A 22042-nucleotide genomic window follows, 5' to 3' on the forward strand; every position below is an offset into this window, starting at 1 on the left:
GCAGTTACTCAGGACGAACGGACCGCCAAAAATCGCGGGTTCTGGATGCAATGAACGTTAGCCGCGCGTTATCGCGCCGCTGCGGCCAACTCGGCGTTGCGGCGCGCGGAAGCCGCCAGCGTTTCGCGCAGCAGTGTTTTGAGCGCGGCGTCGACATCGAGCACGTTGAGACCCTCCCGAGTCGAGCCGCCGGGACTCGCGACGCGATCGGCCAGCGTCGCCGGACTTTCGGTGGCAGACGCGACCATGATCCCAGAGCCTTCGAGCGTCGCGCGTGCGAGCCGGTCAGCCTGATCGGCGGGAAGACCGAGCGCGGCGCCCGCCTCCGCCAGCGCCTCCGCGAAGCGGAACACGAACCCTGGCCCGCAGCCCGACAATGCCGTCACCGCGTCGAACAACGCCTCTTCGGCGATCCACTCGACCAGCCCGAGCGGCCGCATCAGCGCTTCGCTGGCGACCTGCGCCTCGCCGTCGTCTCCGGCACCGTGGAGCGCCACCACGCCCTTGCCGATCAGCACCGGCAGATTGGGCATCGCGCGCACGATCGCTCCGGCGCCGGGGAAGCGCGCGGCCAGCGACGCTTCCTCGACACCGGCGAGGATCGACACCAGCAGACGCGGCGCGAGCCCCGGCACGGCGGCCACGAACGCATCGAGCTGTTGCGGCTTAATCGCGAGGACGAGCGTGTCCGGCGTGTAGTCCATCGGCAGCGCGGCGAGATGTCTCACGCCGGCGGGAAGCCGAGGCGCACCCGGATCCAGCACGGTGATATTCTCGGGCACCACGCCGGCATCGATCCAGCGATCCAGCATCGCGCCACCCATGTTGCCCGCGCCGACCAGCAGGATACGGCCGGGCAATCCGGCGGCGGAAAGGCTCATCTCAGGCTTCGCCCTGCGTCTCGGTCATCGCGGCGGCGAGCGCCTCCCTGGGGCTCTTGCCGCCCCACAGCACGAACTGGAACACCGGGTAGAAGCGCTCGCATTCGTCGATCGCCGATTCGACCAGCAATTCCGCCGCGGCGAGCGACAGAGTGCCGCCGTCACCATCGATCATCGCGGCATGCCGGTAGAGCAGGATGTTGCTCGCCGACCAGATCTCGAAATGGCCGACCCAGAGCTGCTCGTTGATGAGCCCGACCGTCTCGTACAGCGCGCTGCGGCGATCGTCGGTGACACGAATGTCGGGAAAGGCGAGGAATTGGATGACGCTGTCCTCGTCGCGCCACAGGGCGCGCAATTCGTACTGCGTCCAGCTTCCCTTGACCTTGGCGATGACCTCGTCATCCTGGCGCTCGTGCTCCCAGCCATGCGCCGAGAAGTAACTTTCCAGCATATCGATGGGGGCGGCGTCGTCGCGTTCGTAATCGGCTTCGTCGAGCATATCGTCAGCCCTTACGCTTTAGGCGGTACATGCTCAAGCGTGGCGGAGCCGCGAAACGCCGACAAGCCCGTGAGAACGGGCCCGCCGACAAAAGCTGTGGATAAGATGTCAAGCTTCGCTCGAGACCCCCGCGCCGAGCTTGGCTTCGAGCGCGGCGATGCGCGCGCGCAACGCATCCGCATCGTCACGCGCGGCGGCCGCCATCGCCTTGACCGCGTCGAACTCATCGCGGCTGACGAAGTCCAGCCCGCCGATCCATTCCTTCGCACGCGCCTTCGCGCTCGCTTCGGCTTCGCGGCCGACGCCGGCGATCGTACCCGCCGCGCTGTTCATCAGCTTAACGAGATCGTCGAAGATTTTGTTGTCGGCCTGCATGATGAAAACACTTCCTTGGCTGGATTACAGAGAGATGACTTGGGTACTCGCCGACGCGGGCGCAATGGTTTCGGCGTTCGGATTGAGCCGATCGATCTGAAACAGCAGCGCCCCCGCGAACGTTATCCACGCGAGATAGGGCACCATCAGCCACGCCGCCAGCCTGCGCACGCGCCCGAACAGCAGCGTGGTCGCCAGCGCCAGCACGAACATCGCGACGATGATGGCCAGTGCCCAGCCGATCAGATGCATGCCGAAGAACACCGGCGACCAGATCAGGTTGACGAGCAGTTGCACCGCGAACAGCGCGATCGCCGGCGCGCGCAGCCGCGATCCGCGCGCATGGATCACCATCGCCAGCGCCAGCCCCATCAAGATGTACAGCGTCGTCCACGCCACCGGGAACACCCAGTCGGGCGGGTTCGCGGCCGGCTTCGCGAGCATCGCATACCAGCGGTTCTGCGACCCCGCCGGCGCGATCCGCGCCGAGGTGAAGCCCAGCAGCAGGATCAGCGGCACCGTGACGATCGCCCAGCGCAGGAACGCCAGCCTCAACTGCTGCCTAGACGCGATCTCGCTCAATCGTCGATCCTTTACGCCCTGCGGGTGAGTGGGTCGTGTATCATTGCAGGTACGAAACACAATTGCCGCCGCGCGGCGGAGTTCCGCGTCAGTCGGCGTCGTTCTCAGGCAGATGCCCCGTTATGAGAAACTCGACATTGCCCTCCGGTCCCGTGATCGGGCTTTCGACCAGCCCGTCGATGCGCCATCCCTTGTGCGTCAGCCATTCGGAAACCTCCGCGCACACGCGGGCATGGACGGCGACGTCGCGCACCACCCCGCCCTTGCCCACCTCGCCCCGGCCAGCCTCGAACTGCGGCTTGATGAGAGCGACCAGCCGCGCCCCCGCCCGCGCGAAGCCGAGCGGCACGTCGAGCACCTTGGCGAGACCGATAAAGCTCGCGTCGCACACGATCAGGTCGATGGGTTCGGGAATGTGTGTCGGCGTCAGGATGCGTGCGCTGGTCTTTTCATGGACGATGACGCGCTCGTCCTCGCGCAGCTTCCACGCGAGCTGATTGGTGCCACTGTCGACCGCATAGACGCGCGTCGCGCCATTGGTCAGCAAGACATCGGTGAAGCCGCCGGTCGAGGAGCCGATGTCGATCGCCACCGCACCGCGCACATCGAGTCCGAAATGGGCCAGCGCGTGCGCCAGCTTGATGCCGCCGCGCGAGACCCACGGATGATCGCGCCCGCGCACGTCGAGCGCCACATCGTCGGCGACCGCCTGCCCCGGCTTGTCGATCTTGCGCGTACCGGCGAACACGAGCCCCGCCATGATGAGCGCCTGCGCGCGCGCGCGACTCTCGGCGAGTCCCCGATCGACGAGGAGTTGGTCGGCACGCAGCTTGGGCATTCCACCTCCTAACAGCGGCGCTTCACCGACGCAAAGACCGCGCCGATTTCGGGCTGTCGCAGCCGGTCTTCGCTCCGGCGCAGGCGCTATTGCCTATCTCTTAAGTAGGAATATCTTCGGGCCTGGGAAGCGTGGTTATCCGGCGTACCCTAGAGCGACGGACGGCCACGTTTCCTCCAACTCTTGGAGAGGCACAATGGGCACCTTTTCGCACTTCGATCCGGCGCAGCCGACGATCCTGACGGTGCCGGGCCTCGGCGGCTCGGGGCCATCGCACTGGCAGACTCTGTGGGAAGAGTCGCGCCCCGACACCGTCCGGGTCGAACTCGGCATGTGGAACACCCCGCATCGCAATGCCTGGGTAACCAAGCTCGATCAGGCGATCCGCACCGCGCAGGCACCGGTCGTGCTGGCGGCGCACAGCCTCGGCTGCCTCGCGGTGGCGTGGTGGGCGGAGCTGGCCCGGCAACCCTATGGCTGGCCTGTCGCGGGCGCCTTGCTGGTCGCGCCCGCCGATGTCGATCGCGCCGACGCGCAGCAAGAGTTGAAGGCGCTGGCGCCCGCGCCGCGCGCACCGCTCCCCTTCCCGTCGATTGTGGTGGCGAGCACGGATGATCCGTGGATCGACATCGAGCGCGCGCACAGCCTCGCGGTCGATTGGGGCAGCCACTTCGTCGATGCGGGCGCGCAGGGACATCTCAACGCGGCCAGCGGCATCGGTTGGTGGAACGAGGGACGCGAACTGCTCGACCGGGTCGTCCACGCCGCGGCCGACCGCCACGGCAAGACGCGCCCGCCGAGCGAAGCGCGCTCGATCCTGGCGATCAATGCGACCGACGCGGCACAGGCGCATTATCTGGGCGATCGGGCGGTTTAGGCCCGCGCTCCCCGCCGCCGCTCAATCGAGATAGAGGTAGCTCGCGTCGAACTCGGCGAAACGCTTCAATGCCGCCCAGTCGAAAATCTCAACCGCGCCCTGCCGGAACTCGACCAGCCCCTGCTCGCGCAACTGGCGCAGCATGCGGTTGGCGTGGACGGCGGTCAGCCCGGTGGCATCTGCGAGATCGATCTGCGTCAGCGGCAGTGCATAGCGCGTGCCGTCCACCATCCCGACACGCTCCAGCCGCAGGAACATCTCGCAGAACAGATGCGCGAGCCGCACCGCCGCCGGGCGCGCGCCGATCGAGACGATCCACTCGCGGTTGATCGCCGCGTCGATCATCGTCGATCGCCACAGCAATTCGGTGAGCGTCGCCGATTCCATCGTCAACGCGCGGATGGCGCTATGCGGCAGCAGCGCGACATGGGCGGGGGTGATCGCCGCGACATGATGTTCGAGTTGGCGCAGCGGATAGCTGTGCAGATCGACGAAATCGCCTGGCACATGGATCGCGAGGATCTGGCGGCGCCCGTCGGGCGTGTCCTTGTAGCGCTGGACGAAGCCGTCGAGCAGCAACGTGCACTGGCTGAGCGGTTCGTTGGGCCGCACGATCGTACGGCGCGCGGCGAACTCGGCGGTGCGGGCGATCGCTTGTTCCAGCGCACCGGCATCCTCCGGCGTCAGCGCCGGGGTTCTGTGCGCCTGCAGAAACAACCGCGTCATCATCGCTCGAACACCCCCAACACCGGAACGCCACCCTGCCATGCACGTTATTTCCCGCAAGAGGTATCGTCCATGACCAAGCAGCCGGAAAAAACACCCGCGGAAGCGACGGCCGAACGCGGCGAAGTGCTGATCGAGGGCCCGGACGGTCTCGCCCTATCGCTCACGCCCGATGCGGCGCGTCGGACGGCAAGCTCGATCCATGCCGCCGCATGCGCAGCGCAGGCGCAAGGCACCGACGCGCAACCACTCCCACCACCCGACGACGGCGATCGGGCGTAACGCTCTACCGCGCGAGCGCCAGGCTTCGGATTAGCGCTTGAACACCGGTTTGAGCGCGACCTGCTGGATATGCCAGACCTTCTGCGCGGCCGTACCGCCATCGACGTCGGAGCGCTGGAGCGTGACCGTCCCGATCTGATAGAAGGGTTTGCGCGTCTGCTTGAGCCGCGCATAGATCTGCACCGGCACGGTGACGTAGCGCTGGCCGGCACCTGCGTCGATCCGCCCAGGAGCGCCGACATTGGCGTGATATTCGCTGTAGGGCGAGAAACTGTCGGCGAAATCCGCGAGCGTGAGCCGCGATCCGGCGCCGCCGCCACGCCACATCTGCCAGGCCGGCTTGTATTTGCGCTCGCCGATCAGCCCGTAATAGCGCTCGACGATGCTCGCGGCGCCTTGGGCGCTCTCGGGGGCCGCGGGCGCTTCCGAGATCGGCGTGCGATCATCGGGCAGTCCCCCCGGCGTACCGGGCGCCGGCGGCGAGAGCGGCTCTTCGATACCATCGGGCACGCTCGCCGTCGGCGTCGGGGTGGGTGATGGCATCGGATCGGTCGGCGGCGGCGGCGCGGCCGGATCGTTCTCCGGCAGCGTGCTATCCGGATGATAGGCATTTATGCTGCTCTGCGCGCGCTCCGCCGCCGCGTCGATATCGACATCATTGTTGGCCGCAACATCGGTCTGCGGCGAGCACGCGACGATCAGGAGCAGGGGCAAAGCGGCGGCAACGCGCACGGGCAGGCCTTTCGATGACATTTACGCGCCTTTAACGATGCGTCATCGGCTCCGTTCCGGTCAACTCGTATCGATCCTGCAACGTTCTGACCGGGCTATGCCCGGTACAGCGAAGGGCACGGCCGGGGGTGCCGACCGTGCCCTCTCGAACCCTCCGCCTGACGATTCAGGGCTTGAGCGCGACGTCGTCCTCGTCGTCGAGATCGTCGTCGTCGGCGAGATCATCGTCCTCGAAATCCTCCTGGAGCGAGTCCTCGTCCTGGTCGTCCTCGTCCTGATCGATGTCATCGTCCTCCCCGCCGACTTCGTCGCTCTCCATCTTGAGATCGTCTTCGTCGTCCTCATCCTCGTCGCCCGCGATATCGGGTTCGAGGTCGGTCAGGATCGCACCGTCGCTCGGGCCGCCGCTGGTCGCCTCGAGGATTTCGGCGCGCTGGCTCTCGTCATAGCCTTCCTCGTCATAACCATCGTCGCCCGGGCCTTCGCCGGGCACCTGATATCCACCGCTGATCGCCATCTTCGCTCTCCTGTCCCGGGAAAAATGGGGGGCACGACGCCAACATCATAACCGAAGGTCGGTTCCCGTCACACGCGAAATCGGCGCGCTTTCAGCTCGGCCGGAACAGCCGCCCGCGCTCGACGATCGCGGCGATGCCAAGGCCGAGCAACCCCGCCACGAAGAAGCCGGTATGCAGCGCGATCGTGGTGCCGTCGAAAAAGCTGGCGATGATCGACCCCAGCACCGCGCCGCCGGTGACCACCAGCGATCCCTGCAGGCTGGCGGCGGTGCCGGCGATCGCGCCCATATTCTCCATCGCCATCGCCGACATGTTCGATCCCGCGAGACCATAACCCGCCATCGCCATCGCCTGCAGCACGACGAACAGCACCAGCCCCTCGCGCCCGGCCCCCGCCGCGATCAGCCCACCCGCCGCCGCCAGTATCATCACCACCAGCGCGGCCTGCGAGATGCGCCGCATGCCGAGCCGCATCACGATCCGTGAATTGAGCAGGTTCGCCGCCGCCATCGTCCCCGCCGACGCGGCGAACACCGGGCCGAGCAGATGCTGGGCGTGGAACACGCGCTCCATGATCGGCTCGATCAGCCCGATATACCCGAACAGCGCGCCCTGCACGATCATGCCGGCGATCATGTAGCCGAGCGAGGCGCGGTCGGCGAGCGTCGCGCGCCACCCGCGCAGCAACTGCCGCACCGACAGTGGCACGCGGTTCTCGGGCGCGAGCGTCTCGGGCATGCGCGACGCGAACCACACCAGCACCATCGCGGAAAGGCCGGCGATCACCTCGAAAATCAACCGCCACGATCCCGCCAGCAGGATGAGCTGGCCGACGCTCGGCGCGAGGATCGGCGCGGCCATGAACACCATGAACGCGAGGCTCGACACCTGTGCCATCGCGCGCCCGGTGAAACAGTCTCGCACCAGCGCGATGGTGACGACACGACTCGCCGCGATCGCCAGCCCGCCTGCGAAGCGCGCGACTAGCAGCAAGGTGAAGCTGCCTGCCAGCCCGGCGAGAAGACAGCAGACGATATAGCCGATCAGCCCGCCGATCAGCACCGGTCGCCGGCCATAGCGATCGGTGAGCGGCCCCTGAACCAACTGGCCGAGGCCGAAGCCGACCACGAACACGGTGACGACGAGCGCACGGCCGCCGACGTCGCGGACGCCGAGCCGCCGCCCGATCTCGGGGAGCGCGGGCAGCATCGAATCGATGCCGAGCGCGCCCAACGACATCAGCGCGGCGACCAGCGCGACGAATTCGAAGAACGGGATCGGCGCGGCATTGAGCGTGCGAGGAGGCGATTCGATCGACATCGACCGTCCCCATGCCCGACATCACTGCCCCGGTCACGCGCAAGCGCGTTGACCTGACGCGCGACTTCGGCATAGTGTATTGTACTGCTGATACACGGAGAGCGTCATGGCCCGCCCCCTGATCCTCGTCATCCCCCTTGCGCTGCTCGCCGCGTGCGGCAGCGGCAAGGACGGTACGGCCATCACCCTCAACGCCGATGGCGCGGACGGCAATGTCGTCGCGAGCATCGCCGCCAACGGGCAATTGGCGCTCAACGCCCCAGGCATATCGGGTAACATCAAACTGCCCGCGATCAAGCTCGACGCCGGCGACTTCGACATGAACGGCGTGCATCTCTACCCCGGCTCGACGATCAGCGGCATGAACATCGACGGGCATGACCGTTCCGGCCGCGACGATGACGGCCGGGTCAAGGTCAGCTTCGAAAGCCCTGCGACGCCGGCCGCCGTGCGCGACTGGTTCGCGGCGAAGCTCGGGCGCGCGAGGTTCAAGGTCGCGCCGAACGGATCGGGGCTGTCGGGCACGACGGATGAGGGCAAGCCGTTCCGCCTCGATCTCGCGCCAAGGGGCGCGGACAAGGCGGACGGAACGATCCTGATCGGCTAGGCCAGCTTCCGCCCACCCGTGCCCGCGAGCGCGGGAGGACGGAGGTGGTTCGGGCGGGGTGTTCGCTCGCGGCCCGACCGACTATGTTGCGCGGCCCAGCCCCAATCAACGGTCGCGTCCATGCTCGATACCCCGCCTTCCGAAATCCCGACGCTCTCGCTTGCCGACGAAGCGCGCGACCCCGCGGGTTTCGCCGCCGCGTTGGGCGGATCATTCGAGCGGTTCGGCTTCGCCGTCATCGCCGACCACGGCATCCCAAGCGAGCTGATCGCGCGCGGCTGGGCCGACACCGCCGCCTTCTTCCCGCTGCCCGAGGCGGAGAAGCGCCGCTACTTCACCCCGGAGGGCGGCGGGCAGCGCGGCTATACGCCGTTCAAGACCGAGATCGCCAAGGGCGCATCGGCGGTCGATCTCAAGGAGTTCTGGCACGTCGGCCGCGAGCTGCCGGCGGGACATCCGCTCGCCGACCGAATGCCGCCAAACGTCTGGCCCGAGCGGCCGGACGGTTTCAAGGATACCTTCCTCCAGCTCTACGCCGCGTTCGATCGCGCCGGCGACCGCATCCTCTCCGCGATCGCGCGACATCTGGGACTCGCGCCGGATTGGTTCGATCCCGCCGTGGCGAATGGCAATTCGATCCTGCGGCTGCTGCATTACCCCCCGATCCCCGCAGATGCCGAGGGCGTGCGCGCGGGCGCGCACGAAGACATTAACCTCATAACCCTGCTGCTCGGCGCCGAGGAGGCCGGCCTCGAACTGCTCGATCACGACGGGCGCTGGCTGCCGGTCAAGCCGCCCGAGGGCGCGATGGTGGTCAATGTCGGCGACATGCTGCAACGGCTGACCAACCATGTGCTGCCCTCGACCAGCCACCGCGTCGTCAACCCGCCGCCCGAGCGGCGCGGCGTCTCGCGCTATTCGATGCCGTTCTTCCTGCATCCGAACCCCGATTTCCTGATCGAGACCTTGCCCGGCTGCATCGACGCGGATCGACCCAACCGCTATCCGCAACCCATCACCGCGCACGATTATCTGCACGAGCGGCTGGTCGAGATCGGGCTGGTGAAGAAGTAGCCACGCCGGGCTTGTCCCCGCCTTATCCGCCTGTCTAAAGTCAACCCCACACCGTTCGCCCTGAGCGAAGTCGAAGGGCGTGTTTCGGCCGCGAGCGTTTGCGGCACGTGCCTCGACTTCGCTCAGCACGAACGGGTGGTGTGGCGAGACCTCGGAAAGACCTTAGACGATGACCCAACCGCTTCGTATCGCGCTCGCTGGCCTCGGCACCGTCGGGGGCGGCGTGATCCGGCTGCTCGACGAGAATGGCGCGCTGATCGCGCGGCGCGCGGGCCGGCCGATCGAGATCGTCGCGGTCTCCGCGCGCGACCGCGGCAAGGATCGCGGCGTCGATATCGGCCGCTTCGAATGGGTCGATGACACCACCGCGCTCGCCTCGCGCGAGGTCGATGTCGTCGTCGAACTGGTCGGCGGGTCGGACGGCCCCGCCCTCACGCTGGCGCGCAGCGCGCTCGGCGCGGGCAAGGGTTTCGTCACCGCCAACAAGGCGATGATCGCGCACCACGGTCTCGAACTCGCCGCAGCCGCCGAGAAGGCCGGCGCGGCGCTCAAGTTCGAAGCGGCGGTCGCGGGCGGCATCCCGGTCATCAAGGGGCTGCGCGAGGGCGCCGCCGCCAACGAGATCGGCCGCGTGTATGGCATCCTCAACGGCACCTGCAATTTCATCCTGTCGAAGATGGAAGCCGAAGGCCGCGATTTCGCCGAGGTGCTCGCCGAGGCGCAGGCGCTCGGCTATGCCGAAGCCGATCCGACCTTCGACATCGACGGCATCGATGCCGCGCACAAACTCTCGATCCTCGCCAGCATCGCGTTCGGCACCCAGCCGGCGTTCGGCGATGTCGCGGCGAGCGGCATCCGCCACGTCCTCGCCGCCGACATCGCCGAGGCGGCCGCGCTCGGCTACCGCGTGCGGCTGCTCGGCGTGGCCGATCACGGCGCGGGCGGGCTGTTCCAGCGCGTCCACCCGCATCTGGTGCCGATCAGCCATCCGCTCGCGCACGTGACGGGCGCGACCAACGCGGTGGTGGCCGAGGGCAATTACGTCGGCCGGTTGCTGTTCCAGGGCGCCGGCGCGGGCGACGGCCCGACCGCGAGCGCGGTGGTCGCCGACCTGATCGACATCGCGCGCGGCGAGTTCGGCCCCGCCTTCGCCATGCCCTCGTCCGCGCTGGCGGCACAGGGCGCGGCCGATCCGGGCGAGCGGCGCGGGCGCAACTATGTGCGCTTCGCGGTGGCGGACAAGGTCGGCGTGCTCGCCGAGATCGCCGCGGCGATGCGCGATGCCGGCGTGTCGATCGAGAGCCTGATCCAGCGCGGTGCGAGCGGCGACGGCAGCGTACTGGTCGCGATCGTGACACACGAAGCCCCCGAGCGTGCGGTCGCACAGGCGCTGGAACGGCTGCGCGGCTCGCAGAGCCTCACCGGCCAGCCGCTGTGGATGCACATTCTGGAGTGACCGCGCTCTTACTCCCCTCCCTTGAACAAGGGAGGGGTCGGGGGTGGGTTGGCTTGAGGCTGGCGCAGCGCTCCAACGAGAGCGACCCACCCCCAGCCCCTCCCTTCCAGGGAGGGGAGCAAAAAGCGCCAACCCCGGTTTACACCGCCCTCGCGCCCCGCTATCGGCGCTCCCCATGTCCTCGATGGCCAAAACCATTAGCACCAAGCCGACCCGCATACGCGGGGCGGTCTGGTCGTGCTGACGGTTCAACCCTAAGCCAACCGGACACAGCCCCGCGGTAGCGCGGGGCGGCCTTGTACGACAGGACCGAAATCACACCCGCGCCTCCGCTCAACAGGAGACGCCTACCCATGCCTTCGTTCCGCCCCTCGCCCGATCGTCTCGCCGTCGGCATCGTCGGCGCCACCGGCCTCGTCGGCAGCATGATGCTGACCATGCTGGCCGAGCGGAAGTTCCCGTTCACCGCGCTGCGGCTGTTCGCCTCGGCGCGTTCGGCGGGCAGCCGCGTGCCGTTCAAGGGCGGCGAGATCCTCGTCGAGGATGCGGCGACCGCCGACTATAGCGGGCTCGACATCGTGTTCTTCTCGGCCGGCGGTAGCACCTCGAAGGCGCTCGCGGAAAAGGTCGCGGCGGCGGGCGCGGTGGTGATCGACAACAGCTCGGCCTGGCGCAGCGATCCGGACGTTCCGCTGGTGGTGGCGGAGGTAAACCCCGATGCGCTGCGCGATCTGCCCAAGGGCATCGTCGCCAACCCCAATTGCACGACGATGGCGGCGATGCCGGTGCTCAAGCCGCTCCACGACGCCGCCGGCCTGACTCGACTGGTGGCCAGCACCTATCAGGCGGTGTCGGGCGGTGGCATGGAGGGCGTGCGCGAACTCGAGGAGCAGATCGTCGCTGGCGCCGGCGCGTGCGCCGGGCTCGCGCAGGACGGCGGCGCGGTGAAGCTGGGCGTGCCGCGCAAGTGGGCGGCGCCGATCGCGTTCAACGTCGTGCCGCTCAACTATGTGCTGGTCGAGGACGGCTATACCGAAGAGGAACTGAAGCTCCGCGACGAAAGCCGCAAGATCCTCGGCCTGCCGGATCTCGCCGTGTCGGCGACGTGCGTGCGCGTGCCGGTGTTTACCGGCCATTCGCTGTCGATGAACGTGGCGTTCGAACGGCCGATCTCGGTGAGCGAAGCGAACGGCCTGCTGCGCCGCGCGCCAGGAGTCGAACTGGTGGCGGTGCCCAACCCACTCGCGGCGACGGGACAGGACGCGGTGTTCGTTGGCCGCGTGCGGCCCGATCCGACTGTCGCCAACGGCCTGTCGCTGTTCGTGAGCGGCGACAATCTGCGCAAGGGCGCGGCGCTCAACGCGGTGCAGATCGCCGAAGTGCTGCTCGCGCAAGCACGCTGACGACCACGCGAGCGGGCGCTACGGCGCCAGCGCCCGTTCGCCCGCGACATGCGTGCCGCTCGCGTTGACGGTCGCCTTGATGCCGAAAGAGCCGCAGCCGACGAGGAAGATCGACTTCTCCTCGCAATTGTCGGTCCGCGCGAACAGCCGTTCGCGCTCGGCCGGCACGCCTTCGTACGCCGGGTCGCCGGGGTCGTGAATGACCAGCGGCACCCGGTAGCGATCGGCGGCGCGGCGGCCGCATACCACCACGTCGTCGCCGGCCGGGCGTGAGCAGGCAGGCGTGGCGCTGGTCAGCGCATGGTATGTGGTGATGGCCACGTCATCGGGCGCGGCGAGCAGCAGGAGCAGCGGAAACACCATCGCGGAGTCGCCCGGAAGCCTTAGATCACGCGAGGATGATCCGCGCGCGCCGCAAGGTCAACCACGCCGTGGTTATGCGACGCGAGCGACCCCCAGCCGAGGGATCTCGATCGCGGGGCAGCGGTCCATCACCACTTTCAGCCCCGCCGCCTCGGCGCGCGCGGCAGCCGCTTCGTTGACCACGCCGAGTTGCATCCACACCGCCTTCGCGCCGATGCGGATCGCATCGTCCACCGCATCGCCGGCCGCCGCCGAATTGCGGAAGATATCGACGAGGTCGATCGGATCGCCAAGCTGGTCGAGATCGCGGAACACGAATTCGCCGTGAATATGCTCGCCGGTGATCTGCGGATTGACCGGGATCACGCGGTAGCCGTGATCCTGGAGGCGCTTCATCACGCCGTAGGATGGGCGATCGGGCCGGTCGGACGCGCCGACCAGCGCGATCGTGCGCGTCTCTTCGAGCAAAGCCTTGATCCCGGCGTCATCGGTGATCGGCATCAGCGTCCCTCCGTTTCGATCCAGCGCGAAACCGCGTCGGCAATCGTCGCGAACGCGGCGGCTTCGGGACCGTTCCCGGCGGCGGGCGGCGTGCCCGCGTCGGAGGCGGAGCGGATCGCGATGTCGAGCGGGACTCGGCCCAGAAATGCGATGCCGAGTTCGGCCGCCGCCGCTTCCGCGCCGCCCTGCCCGAACGGGTTCGAGATTTCGCCGCAATGCGGGCAGGCATAGCCCGACATGTTCTCGACCAGACCGATGATCGGCACGCCCGCCTTGTTGAACAGGTCGATCGCGCGGCGCGCGTCGATCAGCGCGAGATCCTGCGGGGTCGAGACGATCACCGCGCCGGCCGGACGATGCTTCTGGATCATGGTGAGCTGGACGTCGCCGGTGCCGGGCGGCAGATCGATCACCAGAGTATCGGTCGTGCCCCAATTGGCGTCCATGAGCTGCCCGAGCGCGCCCGCCGCCATCGGCCCGCGCCACGCGATCGCCTGATCGGCGGCGACGAGCTGACCCATCGACAGCAACGGCACGCCATAGGGCGTCGCCACCGGCTGGAGCACCTTGTCGCGCGCGGTCGGCTTACTGCCTTCGACCGCCATCAGCTTGGGTTGCGACGGGCCGTAGATGTCGGCATCGACCAGCCCGACGCGGCGCCCGCGCGCGGCGAGCGCGATCGCGAGATTGGCCGAGACCGTCGATTTCCCCACCCCGCCCTTGCCGCTCGCCACCGCGATCGACAGCCGGCGGGTGCGCTGGCTGGTCAGCGCGACGCGCACCGTCTCGATGCCGGGAACAGTGGCGGCGGCGGCACGGACGCGCGCTTCAAGCGGCGCATGCTCGCTCGGCTCAAGCCCGCTCACGTCGAGGATGATGCTGGCGCGGTTCCCCTCCGTACGCGCGGTCGCGCGGGTGCCTGCGACGGGAGCGAGCGCGCTATCGAGCGGATTTGGATCAGTCATCGTTGCGCAGATAGGGCGGTTGCGGGCGCTTGCCACTATTTTTCGGCGGAACGCGTACCTATAGAGAAAGGATGACGATCCTAACGGGCTGGTTTCAGCGTCCCCCACTCCTGAATAGCGACGACAAAGGCCCGTGGGGCGGCGGCCCCGGCGGTGACGGCGCTGGTGGTGGCGAAGGCCCGCGCAATCCGTGGGCGCCCAAACCCGGCAACGGCAACGGCAACCGCCCCCGCATTCCCGGCCCGAGCGCACTCGACGAGTTCATCAAGCGCGCGCGGGGCGCGGGCGGCGGTGGAAACGGCGGCGGCGGCCGGCCGCACATTCCCGGCACGCCGAGCGCGGGCGCGCTGTGGCTGATCGGCGTGGGTATCCTCGTGGCGATGTGGATCGCGTTCACCTCGATCCACGCGATCGGCCCGCAGCAGCGCGCGGTGGTGACGTTCTTCGGCCGTTATGCTGGCACGCTCGAACCCGGTATCCGGCTGACGCTGCCAGCGCCGTTCAACTCGGTGATGAAGGTCGATGTCCGCGAGATCAAGACCGATACCTTCCCGGAGAATGGCGGCGAGAATTTGATGCTGACCGGCGACCAGAACGTCGTCGACGTCAATTATTCGGTGCGCTGGGACATCAGCAACCCGCAGGATTATGTGTTCCAGATCGCGGACCCCAAGGCGACGCTGCGCGCCACCGCCGAGAGCGCGATGCGCGCGGTGTTGGCGACCGCGACGCTCGACGACGCGATCGGGTCGGGGCGCGGCGCGATGGAGGTCAAGGTCCAGCAGAACATGCAGGCGATCCTCGACAGCTACAACGCCGGCATCCGCATCCAGGGCGTAGCGATCAAGGGCGCGCAGCCGCCCGAGCAGGTGATCGATTCGTTCAAGAAGGTCTCCGCCGCGCAGCAGGAGGCGCAGGGCAACATCAACAAGGCGCGCGGCTATGCGCAGCAGAAGCTCGCGCTCGCGCAGGGCGAGGCGGCGTCGTTCGACGTGATCTACGCCCAGTACAAACTCGCGCCGGAGGTGACGCGCAAGCGCCTGTATTACGAGACGATGGAACAGGTGATGGCGCGTAGCGACAAGACGATCGTGGAGGCGCCCGGCGTCGTGCCCTATCTGCCGCTGCCCGGCGGCGCGCGGCGTGCGCCCGAGGCGCAGGCCCCGGCAGCCCAGGCCCCCGCCCCGCAGGTTCAGGGAGACGCCCAGTGAACCTCAGCTTCCGCAATCCGATCGCGATCGGCATCGTCGCGATGCTCGCGCTGATCCTGATCGCCAGCACCTTTGCGATCGTCCCCGAGACCAAACAGGCGGTGATCCTGCGCTTCGAACAGCCGGTCGGCGGGGCGATCAACCGCTGGAAGCCGCATGAGGTGTTCGGCCGCTCCGGCGCGGGTCTGATCGCGCGCATTCCGTTCATCGACCGGATCGTCTGGGTCGACAAGCGGGTGCTCGATGTCGATCTGGAAAATCAGCCGGTGCTCTCGACCGATCAGTTGCGGCTGGAGGTCGATGCCTATGCGCGCTTCCGCATCGTCGATCCGCTGAAGGCGGTGGTCTCGACCGGCAGCACATCGGTCACCGAGCAGCGCGTGATCGATCAGCTCCAGCCGCTGTTCAGCTCGGCGCTGCGCAACGAACTCGGCAAACGCCCGTTCGCGGCGCTGCTCAGCCCAGAGCGCGGTCAGGTGATGGACAATATCCAGGCCGGGTTGCAGCGGCTGGCCGCGCAATACGGCGTGCAGATCGTCGATGTGCGAATCAAGCATGCCGACCTGCCCGACGGCGCGCCACTGCAAAGCGCGCTCGACCGGATGAAGACCGCGCGCGAACAGGAAGCGCTGACCATCCAGGCGAAGGGGCAGCAGACCGCGCAGATCATCAGCGCCGAAGCCGACGCCAAGGCGGCGCAAATCTACGCGGAAAGCTTCAATAAAGACCCGGATTTCTACGACTTCTATCGCGCCATGCAGTCCTATCGCTATACTTTCGGCGACAGCGCGAAGGGCCAGACCTCGATGGTGTTGTCGCCCGACAATGCCTATTTGAAGGAGTTCCAGGGCCGGCGTTGATCGACTCTTTCGGCTTGTTCATATTCAATCACCGTTCAGCAACCTTGGCTAAGGTCGGTGCGTTGCCCCGATACGGCACACGGAAGGAATCAACCCAAGTGCGATACGCTTACGCCATTACTGCTGCCATCCTTCTCAGCGGCACCGCTGCCGCCGTCGCGCTGGAACCGCCCGCGCAGACCGCGCAGAACGAACCCGGCGCGATCGCCGCCGCCGTCCCGCGCTCCGGCGCGCCGATGAGCTTCGCCGACATGGTCGCGAAGCTGCAGCCGGCGGTTGTCAACATCTCGACGAGCCAGCACATCAAGGTCGAGCAGCCCGCCAATCCGTTCGCCGGCACGCCCTTCGGCGATCTGTTCGGGCAGATGAACCAGGGCCAGGGCGGGAACGGCGCGCCGATCACGCGCGAGGCGACCTCGCTCGGTTCGGGCTTCATCATCTCGCCCGACGGCTATATCGTCACCAACAACCACGTCGTCGCACCCGGCGCGAAGGGTGCGACCGTCGATTCGATTACCGCGATCATGATCGACCGCAAGGAATACAAGGCCAAGCTGATCGGCCGCGATCCGACCTCGGACCTCGCGCTGCTCAAGATCGACGCGACCAACCTGCCCTACGTCAAGTTCGGCGATTCGAGCCGCGCGCGCGTCGGCGACTGGATCATCGCGATCGGCAACCCGTTCGGGATCGGCTCGACCGTGACCGCGGGCATCGTCTCGGCGCTCCACCGCGTCACCGGCGGCGGCGCCTATGATCGCTTCATCCAGACCGACGCGGCGATCAACCAGGGCAATTCGGGCGGCCCGATGTTCGACATGACCGGCGCGGTGATCGGCATCAACTCGCAGATCTACGCCGGCCAGTCGGGCGGCAACATCGGCATCGGCTTCGCGATTCCGGCGGAAGACGCGCGCCCCGTCATCGACAAGCTGATGAAGGGCACGAAGATCGCGCGCGGTTATCTCGGCGTCGGCCCGCAGCCGGTCGATGACGATATCGCGGCGGCGCTGGGCCTCCAGAAGAACCACGGCGAACTGCTGCGCTCGATCGAGCCGAACGAAGCCGCCGCCAAGGCTGGCCTCAAGGTCGGCGACGTCGTCACCTCGGTTAACGGCAAGGACGTCACGCCCGATCAGTCGCTCAGCTATCTGGTCGCCAACGTCACGCCGGGCACACGCGTTCCGATCGGCATCATCCGCCAGGGCAAGCCGATGACGGTCAGCGCGGTGATCGGCACGCGTCCGTCGGAAGACGCGCTTGCCGCCAAGGTCGCGACCGGCGACGATGACGACGCGCTGGGCGGCGACGACGATCAGCAGCAGGGCACGCCCTCGGCAACGGCCAACCCGCTCGGGCTGACCGTCCAGACGCTCACCCCCGCAATCGCGCGCAGCCTCAACATCGATTCGTCGGTGCGGGGCGTCGTGATCGCGACCACCGATCCGGCCAGCGACGCCGGCCAGAAGCTCAAGCGCGGCGATGTCATCATCTCCGCCAACGGCACGCCGACGGCGGCACCTGCGGAGCTGGCGGCGGTCGTGGCGCAGGCCAAGCGTGACGGCCGCGATCAGGTCGCACTGTACGTGCAGCGCGGGCGGATGCCAGCGCTGTTCATCGCGGTGAAGCTGAAGAAGTAAGATCACCGTCGCCCCGGCCTGCGCCGGGGCGACGTGTTGACTATTGCGCCGCCAGCACCTCGCGCGCGCGCGCCAGCGCCGCGCCGCGCGCATCGGTCTCCCCCAGCAATGCGAACGTGCCGTTGAGCGCGAACACGCAATGCCCGTGGACCATCGCCACCAGCGAGCGTGCCAGCGCCGCCGCCGTCCCTATTTTGGCGGGCAGCAGGATCGCCGCGATCTCGGCCTCGACCAAGCCGGTCAGCTCGGCGCGCTGGCGGAAATACCCCTCCGGAAACGGCGCGTCGGGTGGCAGGCGATGATCGTAGATCGCCATCCACAGATTCGGATTGGCCTCGGCGAAATCGAAATAGGCTTCGACCAGCGCCGCCACCCGGTCCGCCCCGGCCGCGTCAAGCCGCGCCCGCACCAGCCCCGCCCAGGCGATGAAGGTGCGGCTGTTGACCGCCAAAACCAGCCGGTCGAGGCTGCCGAACACATTGTAGATCGTGCCGATCGAATAGCCGATCCGTTTGGCCACTTCGCGCGCCGAGAAGCGTGCGAACCCCACTTCGGCCATCAGCGCATGCGCCTCGGCGAGGATCAGCTCCTCGAGCTCTGCGCGGCTATGATCGGATCGGCGGCCCATGAGCGCCCCTTAAAACAAAAAATGAACACCGTCTAATTCTTATATTGAACACCGCTCATTTATGTGGCACGTCGTGATCGTCAGTTGCGGACGGCAACCAATGCGCGTCCGCCCCGTTCGGAGATGACAATGTCGGCACCCGATTTCTCGCTCCTCGCCAAGCGTCGCTTCGGCCCGCTGTTCGTCGTCCAGTTCCTCGGGGCGTTCAACGACAACGTGCTCAAGTTCGCGATGCTGTTCCTTGCCAACTTCACGCTCTACGCGGGGCAGCCGGCCAAGGCGGAGATGCTCGCGACGATCGCGACCGGCATCTTCATCCTCCCCTATTTCCTGTTCTCGGCGCTTGGCGGGCAGATCGCCGACGCATGGGACAAGGCCAAGCTGATCCGGTTGGTCAAGACCGCCGAGATCGCCTTCATGGGCATCGGTCTTGCCGGCTTCTGGTTCCAGTCGGTGCCGCTGCTGCTCGTCGCTTTGTTCATGATGGGGTGCCACTCGACGCTGTTCGGTCCAGTCAAATATTCGATCATGCCGCAGCAACTCGCGCCCAAGGAGATCATGGGCGCGACCGGTGTGATCGAGGCTGGCACCTTCCTCGCGATCCTCGGCGGGCAGTTGCTCGCGGGCGTGGTGCAGCCGTGGCAGGCGGGCATGATCGCGACCGCGCTGGCGGCGTGCGGGCTGGTCGCCAGCCTCGCCATCGCGCCCGCCCCGCCGGTCCGCGCCGACGTGCGGATCGAGCGCAATCCGTTCAAGAGCACCTGGCACGTCCTGAAGGCCGCGCATGACGGCGAAGGCGTGTGGCTGTGCATCCTCGGCATTAGCTGGTTCTTCGCGGTCGGCGCGATCCTCGTCTCGCAATTTCCGTCCTTGGTGACGGCGCGGTTGGGCGGTGCGTCGCCCGTCGTGACGCTGTTCCTGCTGACCTTCTCGATCGCGGTCGCGCTCGGCTCGCTGTTCGTCAACCGGCTGCTCGCGGGCGAAGTCTCGGCGCGCTACGTGCCGGTGGCGGCGCTGCTGATGGCCGGGTTCATGATCGATCTGTGGCTGTCGACCTCGTCCTATGTCGTCCACGCGCCCAACCCCGGCATGCTGACCTTCGCGCGCAGCGACGGCGGGTGGCGAGTGCTGCTCGATCTCGCCGGCATCTCGTTCGCGGGCGGGATGTTCATCGTGCCGCTCTATGCGATCCTGCAGACCGCCAGTCCGCCCGAGGAACGCTCGCGGATCATCGCCGCCAACAACATCCTCAACGCCGCCGTCACGGTGGCGGTGGTGGCGGCGGTCGCCGGGCTTCAGGCGAGCGGCACCGGCGCACCGGGGGTGATCGGCGCGCTCGGCTTCGCGACGTTGGCGGTGGCGCTGATCTCGTGCTGGCTGTTGCCCGAAACGGTCATCAAGGCGGTGATGCGCTGGCTGCTGACCATGCTGTACCGTGTAGAGGTCGCGGGTGGCGAGAACATGCCGCAACCGGGTGAGCGCGCGGTGGTGGTGGTCAACCATGTGTCGTGGCTCGACGGGCTGCTGCTCGCGGTGTTCCTGCCCGGCAAGCCGGTGTTCGCGGTGCACACCGCGGTGACCAAACGCTGGTGGATGGCGCCCGCGCTGAAACTGTTCCGCGCCTTCCCGGTCGATCCGACCAACCCGATGTCGGCCAAGGCGATGGTGCGCGCGGTGAAGGCGGGCAATACGCTCGTCATCTTCCCCGAAGGCCGCATCACCGTGACGGGTGCGCTGATGAAGGTGTTCGACGGCCCCGGCATGGTTGCCGACAAGGCTGACGCGCCGATCGTGCCGGTGCGGATCGAGGGGGCGCAGTTCACCCCCTTCTCCTATCTGCGCGGCAAGGTGCGGACGCGGCTGTTCCCCAAGATTTCGCTGACCGTGCTGCCGCCGCGCCGTTTCCACATCGACGGCGAGATGACGGCGCGCGCGCGCCGCGCCGCAGCCGGACGCCAGCTCTATGACGAGATGAGCGCGATGATCTTCGCGACCTCGCATATCGACCGGACCTTGTTCGAGGCGTTGGTGGATGCCAGCCATCTGAGCGGTGCGGGCAAGCCGGTGGTCGAGGATATGAAGCGCACGCCGCTCAGCTACGGCCGGCTCGTCACCGGCAGCCTCGCGCTCGGGCGCGCGCTGGAGCCGGGCACGAAGCCGGGCGAGGCGATCGGCGTGCTGCTGCCCAACGTCTCGGCGGTGGTGGTGACGTTCTTCGGATTGCAGGCGACCGGGCGGGTGCCGGCGATGCTCAATTACACCGCCGGCCTCGCCAATCTCAAGGCGGCGTGCGCCGCCGCCGAGCTGCGGACGATCGTGACGGCACGCGCTTTCATCGATCAGGCGAAGCTCGCGGCGGTAATCGAGGGACTCACCGCCGAAGGGATCACGGTGCGCTATCTGGAGGATGTCTCCGCCGGGATCGGCGCGTTCGCCAAGCTGCGCGCGCTGGTCGCGACGCGGTTCGCAGCGCATCTCCACGCCCGCCGCCGGATCGCGCCGGATGCGCCGGCGGTGATCCTGTTCACCAGCGGCTCGGAAGGTCTGCCCAAGGGTGTCGTGCTCACGCATCGCAACCTGCTCGCCAATTGCGCGCAGATCGCGGCGCGGATCGATTTCAGCGGGTCGGACATGGTGCTGAACGCGCTGCCGGTGTTCCACAGCTTCGGGCTGACCGGGGGCACGCTGTTGCCGATCCTGTCGGGCGTGAAGACGCTGCTGTACCCAAACCCGCTCCACTACCGGATCGTGCCTGCGCTTGCTTACGACGCCAACGCCACGATCCTGTTCGGCACCGACACCTTCCTCGCCGGCTATGCGCGGATGGCACATAGCTATGACTTCTACGCGATGCGCTACGTCTTCGCCGGAGCCGAGCGCGTGCGGGACGAGACGCGCAAAAGCTGGATGGAGAAGTTCGGGCTGCGCATCCTCGAAGGCTATGGCGCGACCGAGGCGGGGCCGGTGATCGCGGTCAACACGCCGATGCACTTCAAGACCGGCAGCGTCGGGCGACTGCTGCCCGGTATCGAGGGGCGGCTCGATCCGGTGCCGGGGATCGGCGGCGGCGGCAAACTGTCGATCCGCGGGCCTAATGTGATGGCGGGCTATCTCAAGGCCGATCGGCCGGGCGTGCTGCAACCGCCCGAGGGCGGGTGGCACGACACCGGCGACATCGTCGAGGTCGACGAGGCGGGGTTCGCGACGATCAAGGGCCGCGCCAAGCGCTTTGCCAAGATCGGCGGCGAGATGGTGTCGCTGCCGGCGGTGGAGGGCTATGCGGCCCGGCTTTGGCCCGGGGCGCAACACGGCGTGGTGACGCGGCCCGATGCCAAGAAGGGCGAGCAGCTCGTGCTGTTCACCACGCGCACCAACGCCAAGGCCGCCGATCTCCAAGCCTGGGGGCGCGCGAACGGCATCGCCGAACTCGCGATCCCGCGCGACATCCGCGTGGTGGACGCGTTGCCGGTGCTCGGCACGGGCAAGACCGATTACGTGACGATGGGCGCGATGGCGGACGCCGCGGCGTGACGCGAAACCTCCGCAATAGCTTCGTCGTCATGCCGGACGGGTTCCAGTACCCACCCCGCCACTGATGCCGATATGTGACAGTAACCGGCAATCGGCCCTGCCGCGAATCTGAAACATTCCTGACGCCATATCGTCTTCCAGCGCCTCTACCCGCCCGCTTTGTTGCAGTG

At 67.6% G+C, this 22042-nt stretch carries 23 protein-coding genes; 10 read left to right on the forward strand and 13 right to left on the reverse strand.

Features of this window, described 5'->3' with window-relative positions:
• Positions 1-68: 68 nt before the first annotated feature.
• The 5 genes from BLS81_RS04865 to BLS81_RS04885 form a co-directional block, all read right to left on the reverse strand.
• Positions 69-881 (reverse strand): pyrroline-5-carboxylate reductase family protein, encoded by an 813-nt coding sequence (locus tag BLS81_RS04865; RefSeq protein WP_093221320.1) that lies wholly within the window; start codon positions 879-881, stop codon positions 69-71.
• A gap of 1 nt (position 882) precedes the next feature.
• On the reverse strand, positions 883-1383 hold the full coding sequence (locus BLS81_RS04870; protein ID WP_093221322.1) for a type III secretion system chaperone family protein: 501 nt from the start codon (positions 1381-1383) through the stop codon (positions 883-885).
• Positions 1384-1491: 108 nt separating this feature from the next.
• Entirely contained in the window at positions 1492-1758 is a 267-nt protein-coding gene (locus BLS81_RS04875; protein ID WP_093221324.1) for an accessory factor UbiK family protein, read from the reverse strand.
• A 24-nt stretch (positions 1759-1782) separates the two neighbouring features.
• Positions 1783-2340, reverse strand: a complete 558-nt coding sequence (locus tag BLS81_RS04880; RefSeq protein WP_176787033.1) for a TspO/MBR family protein — start codon at positions 2338-2340, stop codon at positions 1783-1785.
• An 88-nt stretch (positions 2341-2428) separates the two neighbouring features.
• Positions 2429-3178 (reverse strand): TlyA family RNA methyltransferase, encoded by a 750-nt coding sequence (locus BLS81_RS04885; RefSeq protein WP_093221327.1) that lies wholly within the window; start codon positions 3176-3178, stop codon positions 2429-2431.
• A 196-nt stretch (positions 3179-3374) separates the two neighbouring features.
• On the opposite strand from BLS81_RS04885, the gene BLS81_RS04890 reads away from it, so the two are divergent.
• A complete protein-coding gene (locus BLS81_RS04890; RefSeq protein WP_093221329.1) occupies positions 3375-4055 on the forward strand; it encodes an RBBP9/YdeN family alpha/beta hydrolase in 681 nt (226 codons plus the stop codon).
• A gap of 21 nt (positions 4056-4076) precedes the next feature.
• Here the strand turns inward: BLS81_RS04890 and BLS81_RS04895 are convergent, their stop codons facing one another.
• Positions 4077-4781 (reverse strand): Crp/Fnr family transcriptional regulator, encoded by a 705-nt coding sequence (locus BLS81_RS04895; RefSeq protein WP_256326066.1) that lies wholly within the window; start codon positions 4779-4781, stop codon positions 4077-4079.
• A 72-nt stretch (positions 4782-4853) separates the two neighbouring features.
• Between BLS81_RS04895 and BLS81_RS04900 the strand changes: the two genes are divergently transcribed.
• Entirely contained in the window at positions 4854-5063 is a 210-nt protein-coding gene (locus BLS81_RS04900) for a hypothetical protein (RefSeq protein ID WP_093221334.1), read from the forward strand.
• A 30-nt stretch (positions 5064-5093) separates the two neighbouring features.
• Here the strand turns inward: BLS81_RS04900 and BLS81_RS04905 are convergent, their stop codons facing one another.
• From BLS81_RS04905 to BLS81_RS04915, 3 genes are all read right to left on the reverse strand, one after another.
• Positions 5094-5816: a hypothetical protein gene (locus BLS81_RS04905; RefSeq protein WP_093221337.1), complete on the reverse strand. Its 723-nt coding sequence runs from the start codon at positions 5814-5816 to the stop codon at positions 5094-5096.
• 145 nt (positions 5817-5961) lie between these two features.
• The gene (locus tag BLS81_RS04910) at positions 5962-6312 is read right to left on the reverse strand and encodes a DNA primase (RefSeq protein ID WP_176787034.1); all 351 of its coding nucleotides are present in this window, start codon (positions 6310-6312) and stop codon (positions 5962-5964) included.
• 91 nt (positions 6313-6403) lie between these two features.
• Positions 6404-7633: an MFS transporter gene (locus BLS81_RS04915; protein ID WP_093221339.1), complete on the reverse strand. Its 1230-nt coding sequence runs from the start codon at positions 7631-7633 to the stop codon at positions 6404-6406.
• Positions 7634-7739: 106 nt separating this feature from the next.
• Here BLS81_RS04915 and BLS81_RS04920 point away from each other — a divergent pair, with 106 nt between their 5' ends.
• From BLS81_RS04920 to BLS81_RS04935, 4 genes are all read left to right on the forward strand, one after another.
• On the forward strand, positions 7740-8240 hold the full coding sequence (locus BLS81_RS04920) for a hypothetical protein (RefSeq protein WP_093221342.1): 501 nt from the start codon (positions 7740-7742) through the stop codon (positions 8238-8240).
• 120 nt (positions 8241-8360) lie between these two features.
• Positions 8361-9314, forward strand: a complete 954-nt coding sequence (locus BLS81_RS04925) for an isopenicillin N synthase family dioxygenase (RefSeq protein WP_093221345.1) — start codon at positions 8361-8363, stop codon at positions 9312-9314.
• Between the two features lie 169 nt (positions 9315-9483).
• Entirely contained in the window at positions 9484-10770 is a 1287-nt protein-coding gene (locus tag BLS81_RS04930) for a homoserine dehydrogenase (RefSeq protein ID WP_093221347.1), read from the forward strand.
• A gap of 353 nt (positions 10771-11123) precedes the next feature.
• Positions 11124-12173 carry an aspartate-semialdehyde dehydrogenase gene (locus BLS81_RS04935; RefSeq protein WP_093221350.1) on the forward strand — a complete coding sequence of 350 codons (1050 nt, stop codon included), beginning with the start codon at positions 11124-11126 and terminating at the stop codon, positions 12171-12173.
• Positions 12174-12191: 18 nt separating this feature from the next.
• Here the strand turns inward: BLS81_RS04935 and BLS81_RS04940 are convergent, their stop codons facing one another.
• The 3 genes from BLS81_RS04940 to BLS81_RS04950 form a co-directional block, all read right to left on the reverse strand.
• Entirely contained in the window at positions 12192-12536 is a 345-nt protein-coding gene (locus tag BLS81_RS04940) for a hypothetical protein (RefSeq protein ID WP_093221352.1), read from the reverse strand.
• 72 nt (positions 12537-12608) lie between these two features.
• Positions 12609-13037 carry a CoA-binding protein gene (locus BLS81_RS04945; protein WP_093221355.1) on the reverse strand — a complete coding sequence of 143 codons (429 nt, stop codon included), beginning with the start codon at positions 13035-13037 and terminating at the stop codon, positions 12609-12611.
• On the reverse strand, positions 13037-14002 hold the full coding sequence (locus BLS81_RS04950) for an Mrp/NBP35 family ATP-binding protein (protein ID WP_093221357.1): 966 nt from the start codon (positions 14000-14002) through the stop codon (positions 13037-13039). Before BLS81_RS04950 ends, BLS81_RS04945 begins: the two co-directional genes overlap by 1 nt.
• Positions 14003-14073: 71 nt before the next feature.
• On the opposite strand from BLS81_RS04950, the gene hflK reads away from it, so the two are divergent.
• The 3 genes from hflK to BLS81_RS04965 all read left to right on the forward strand — a co-directional run bounded on the left by hflK (position 14074) and on the right by BLS81_RS04965 (position 17713).
• Positions 14074-15213, forward strand: coding sequence for a protease modulator HflK (gene hflK, locus BLS81_RS04955; RefSeq protein WP_093221360.1), 1140 nt, complete (start codon positions 14074-14076; stop codon positions 15211-15213).
• Positions 15214-15254: 41 nt separating this feature from the next.
• Positions 15255-16073 (forward strand): protease modulator HflC, encoded by an 819-nt coding sequence (hflC, locus tag BLS81_RS04960; protein WP_093221862.1) that lies wholly within the window; start codon positions 15255-15257, stop codon positions 16071-16073.
• Positions 16074-16171: 98 nt separating this feature from the next.
• Entirely contained in the window at positions 16172-17713 is a 1542-nt protein-coding gene (locus tag BLS81_RS04965; RefSeq protein ID WP_093221362.1) for a Do family serine endopeptidase, read from the forward strand.
• Between the two features lie 40 nt (positions 17714-17753).
• Here BLS81_RS04965 and BLS81_RS04970 read toward each other — a convergent pair whose 3' ends face one another.
• On the reverse strand, positions 17754-18341 hold the full coding sequence (locus tag BLS81_RS04970; RefSeq protein WP_093221365.1) for a TetR/AcrR family transcriptional regulator: 588 nt from the start codon (positions 18339-18341) through the stop codon (positions 17754-17756).
• A gap of 129 nt (positions 18342-18470) precedes the next feature.
• On the opposite strand from BLS81_RS04970, the gene BLS81_RS04975 reads away from it, so the two are divergent.
• A complete protein-coding gene (locus tag BLS81_RS04975; RefSeq protein WP_093221367.1) occupies positions 18471-21872 on the forward strand; it encodes an acyl-[ACP]--phospholipid O-acyltransferase in 3402 nt (1133 codons plus the stop codon).
• Positions 21873-22042: the final 170 nt, after the last annotated feature.

This window comes from Sphingomonas sp. NFR15 (assembly GCF_900103265.1).
Classification (GTDB): Bacteria; Pseudomonadota; Alphaproteobacteria; order Sphingomonadales; family Sphingomonadaceae; genus Sphingomonas; species Sphingomonas pollutisoli.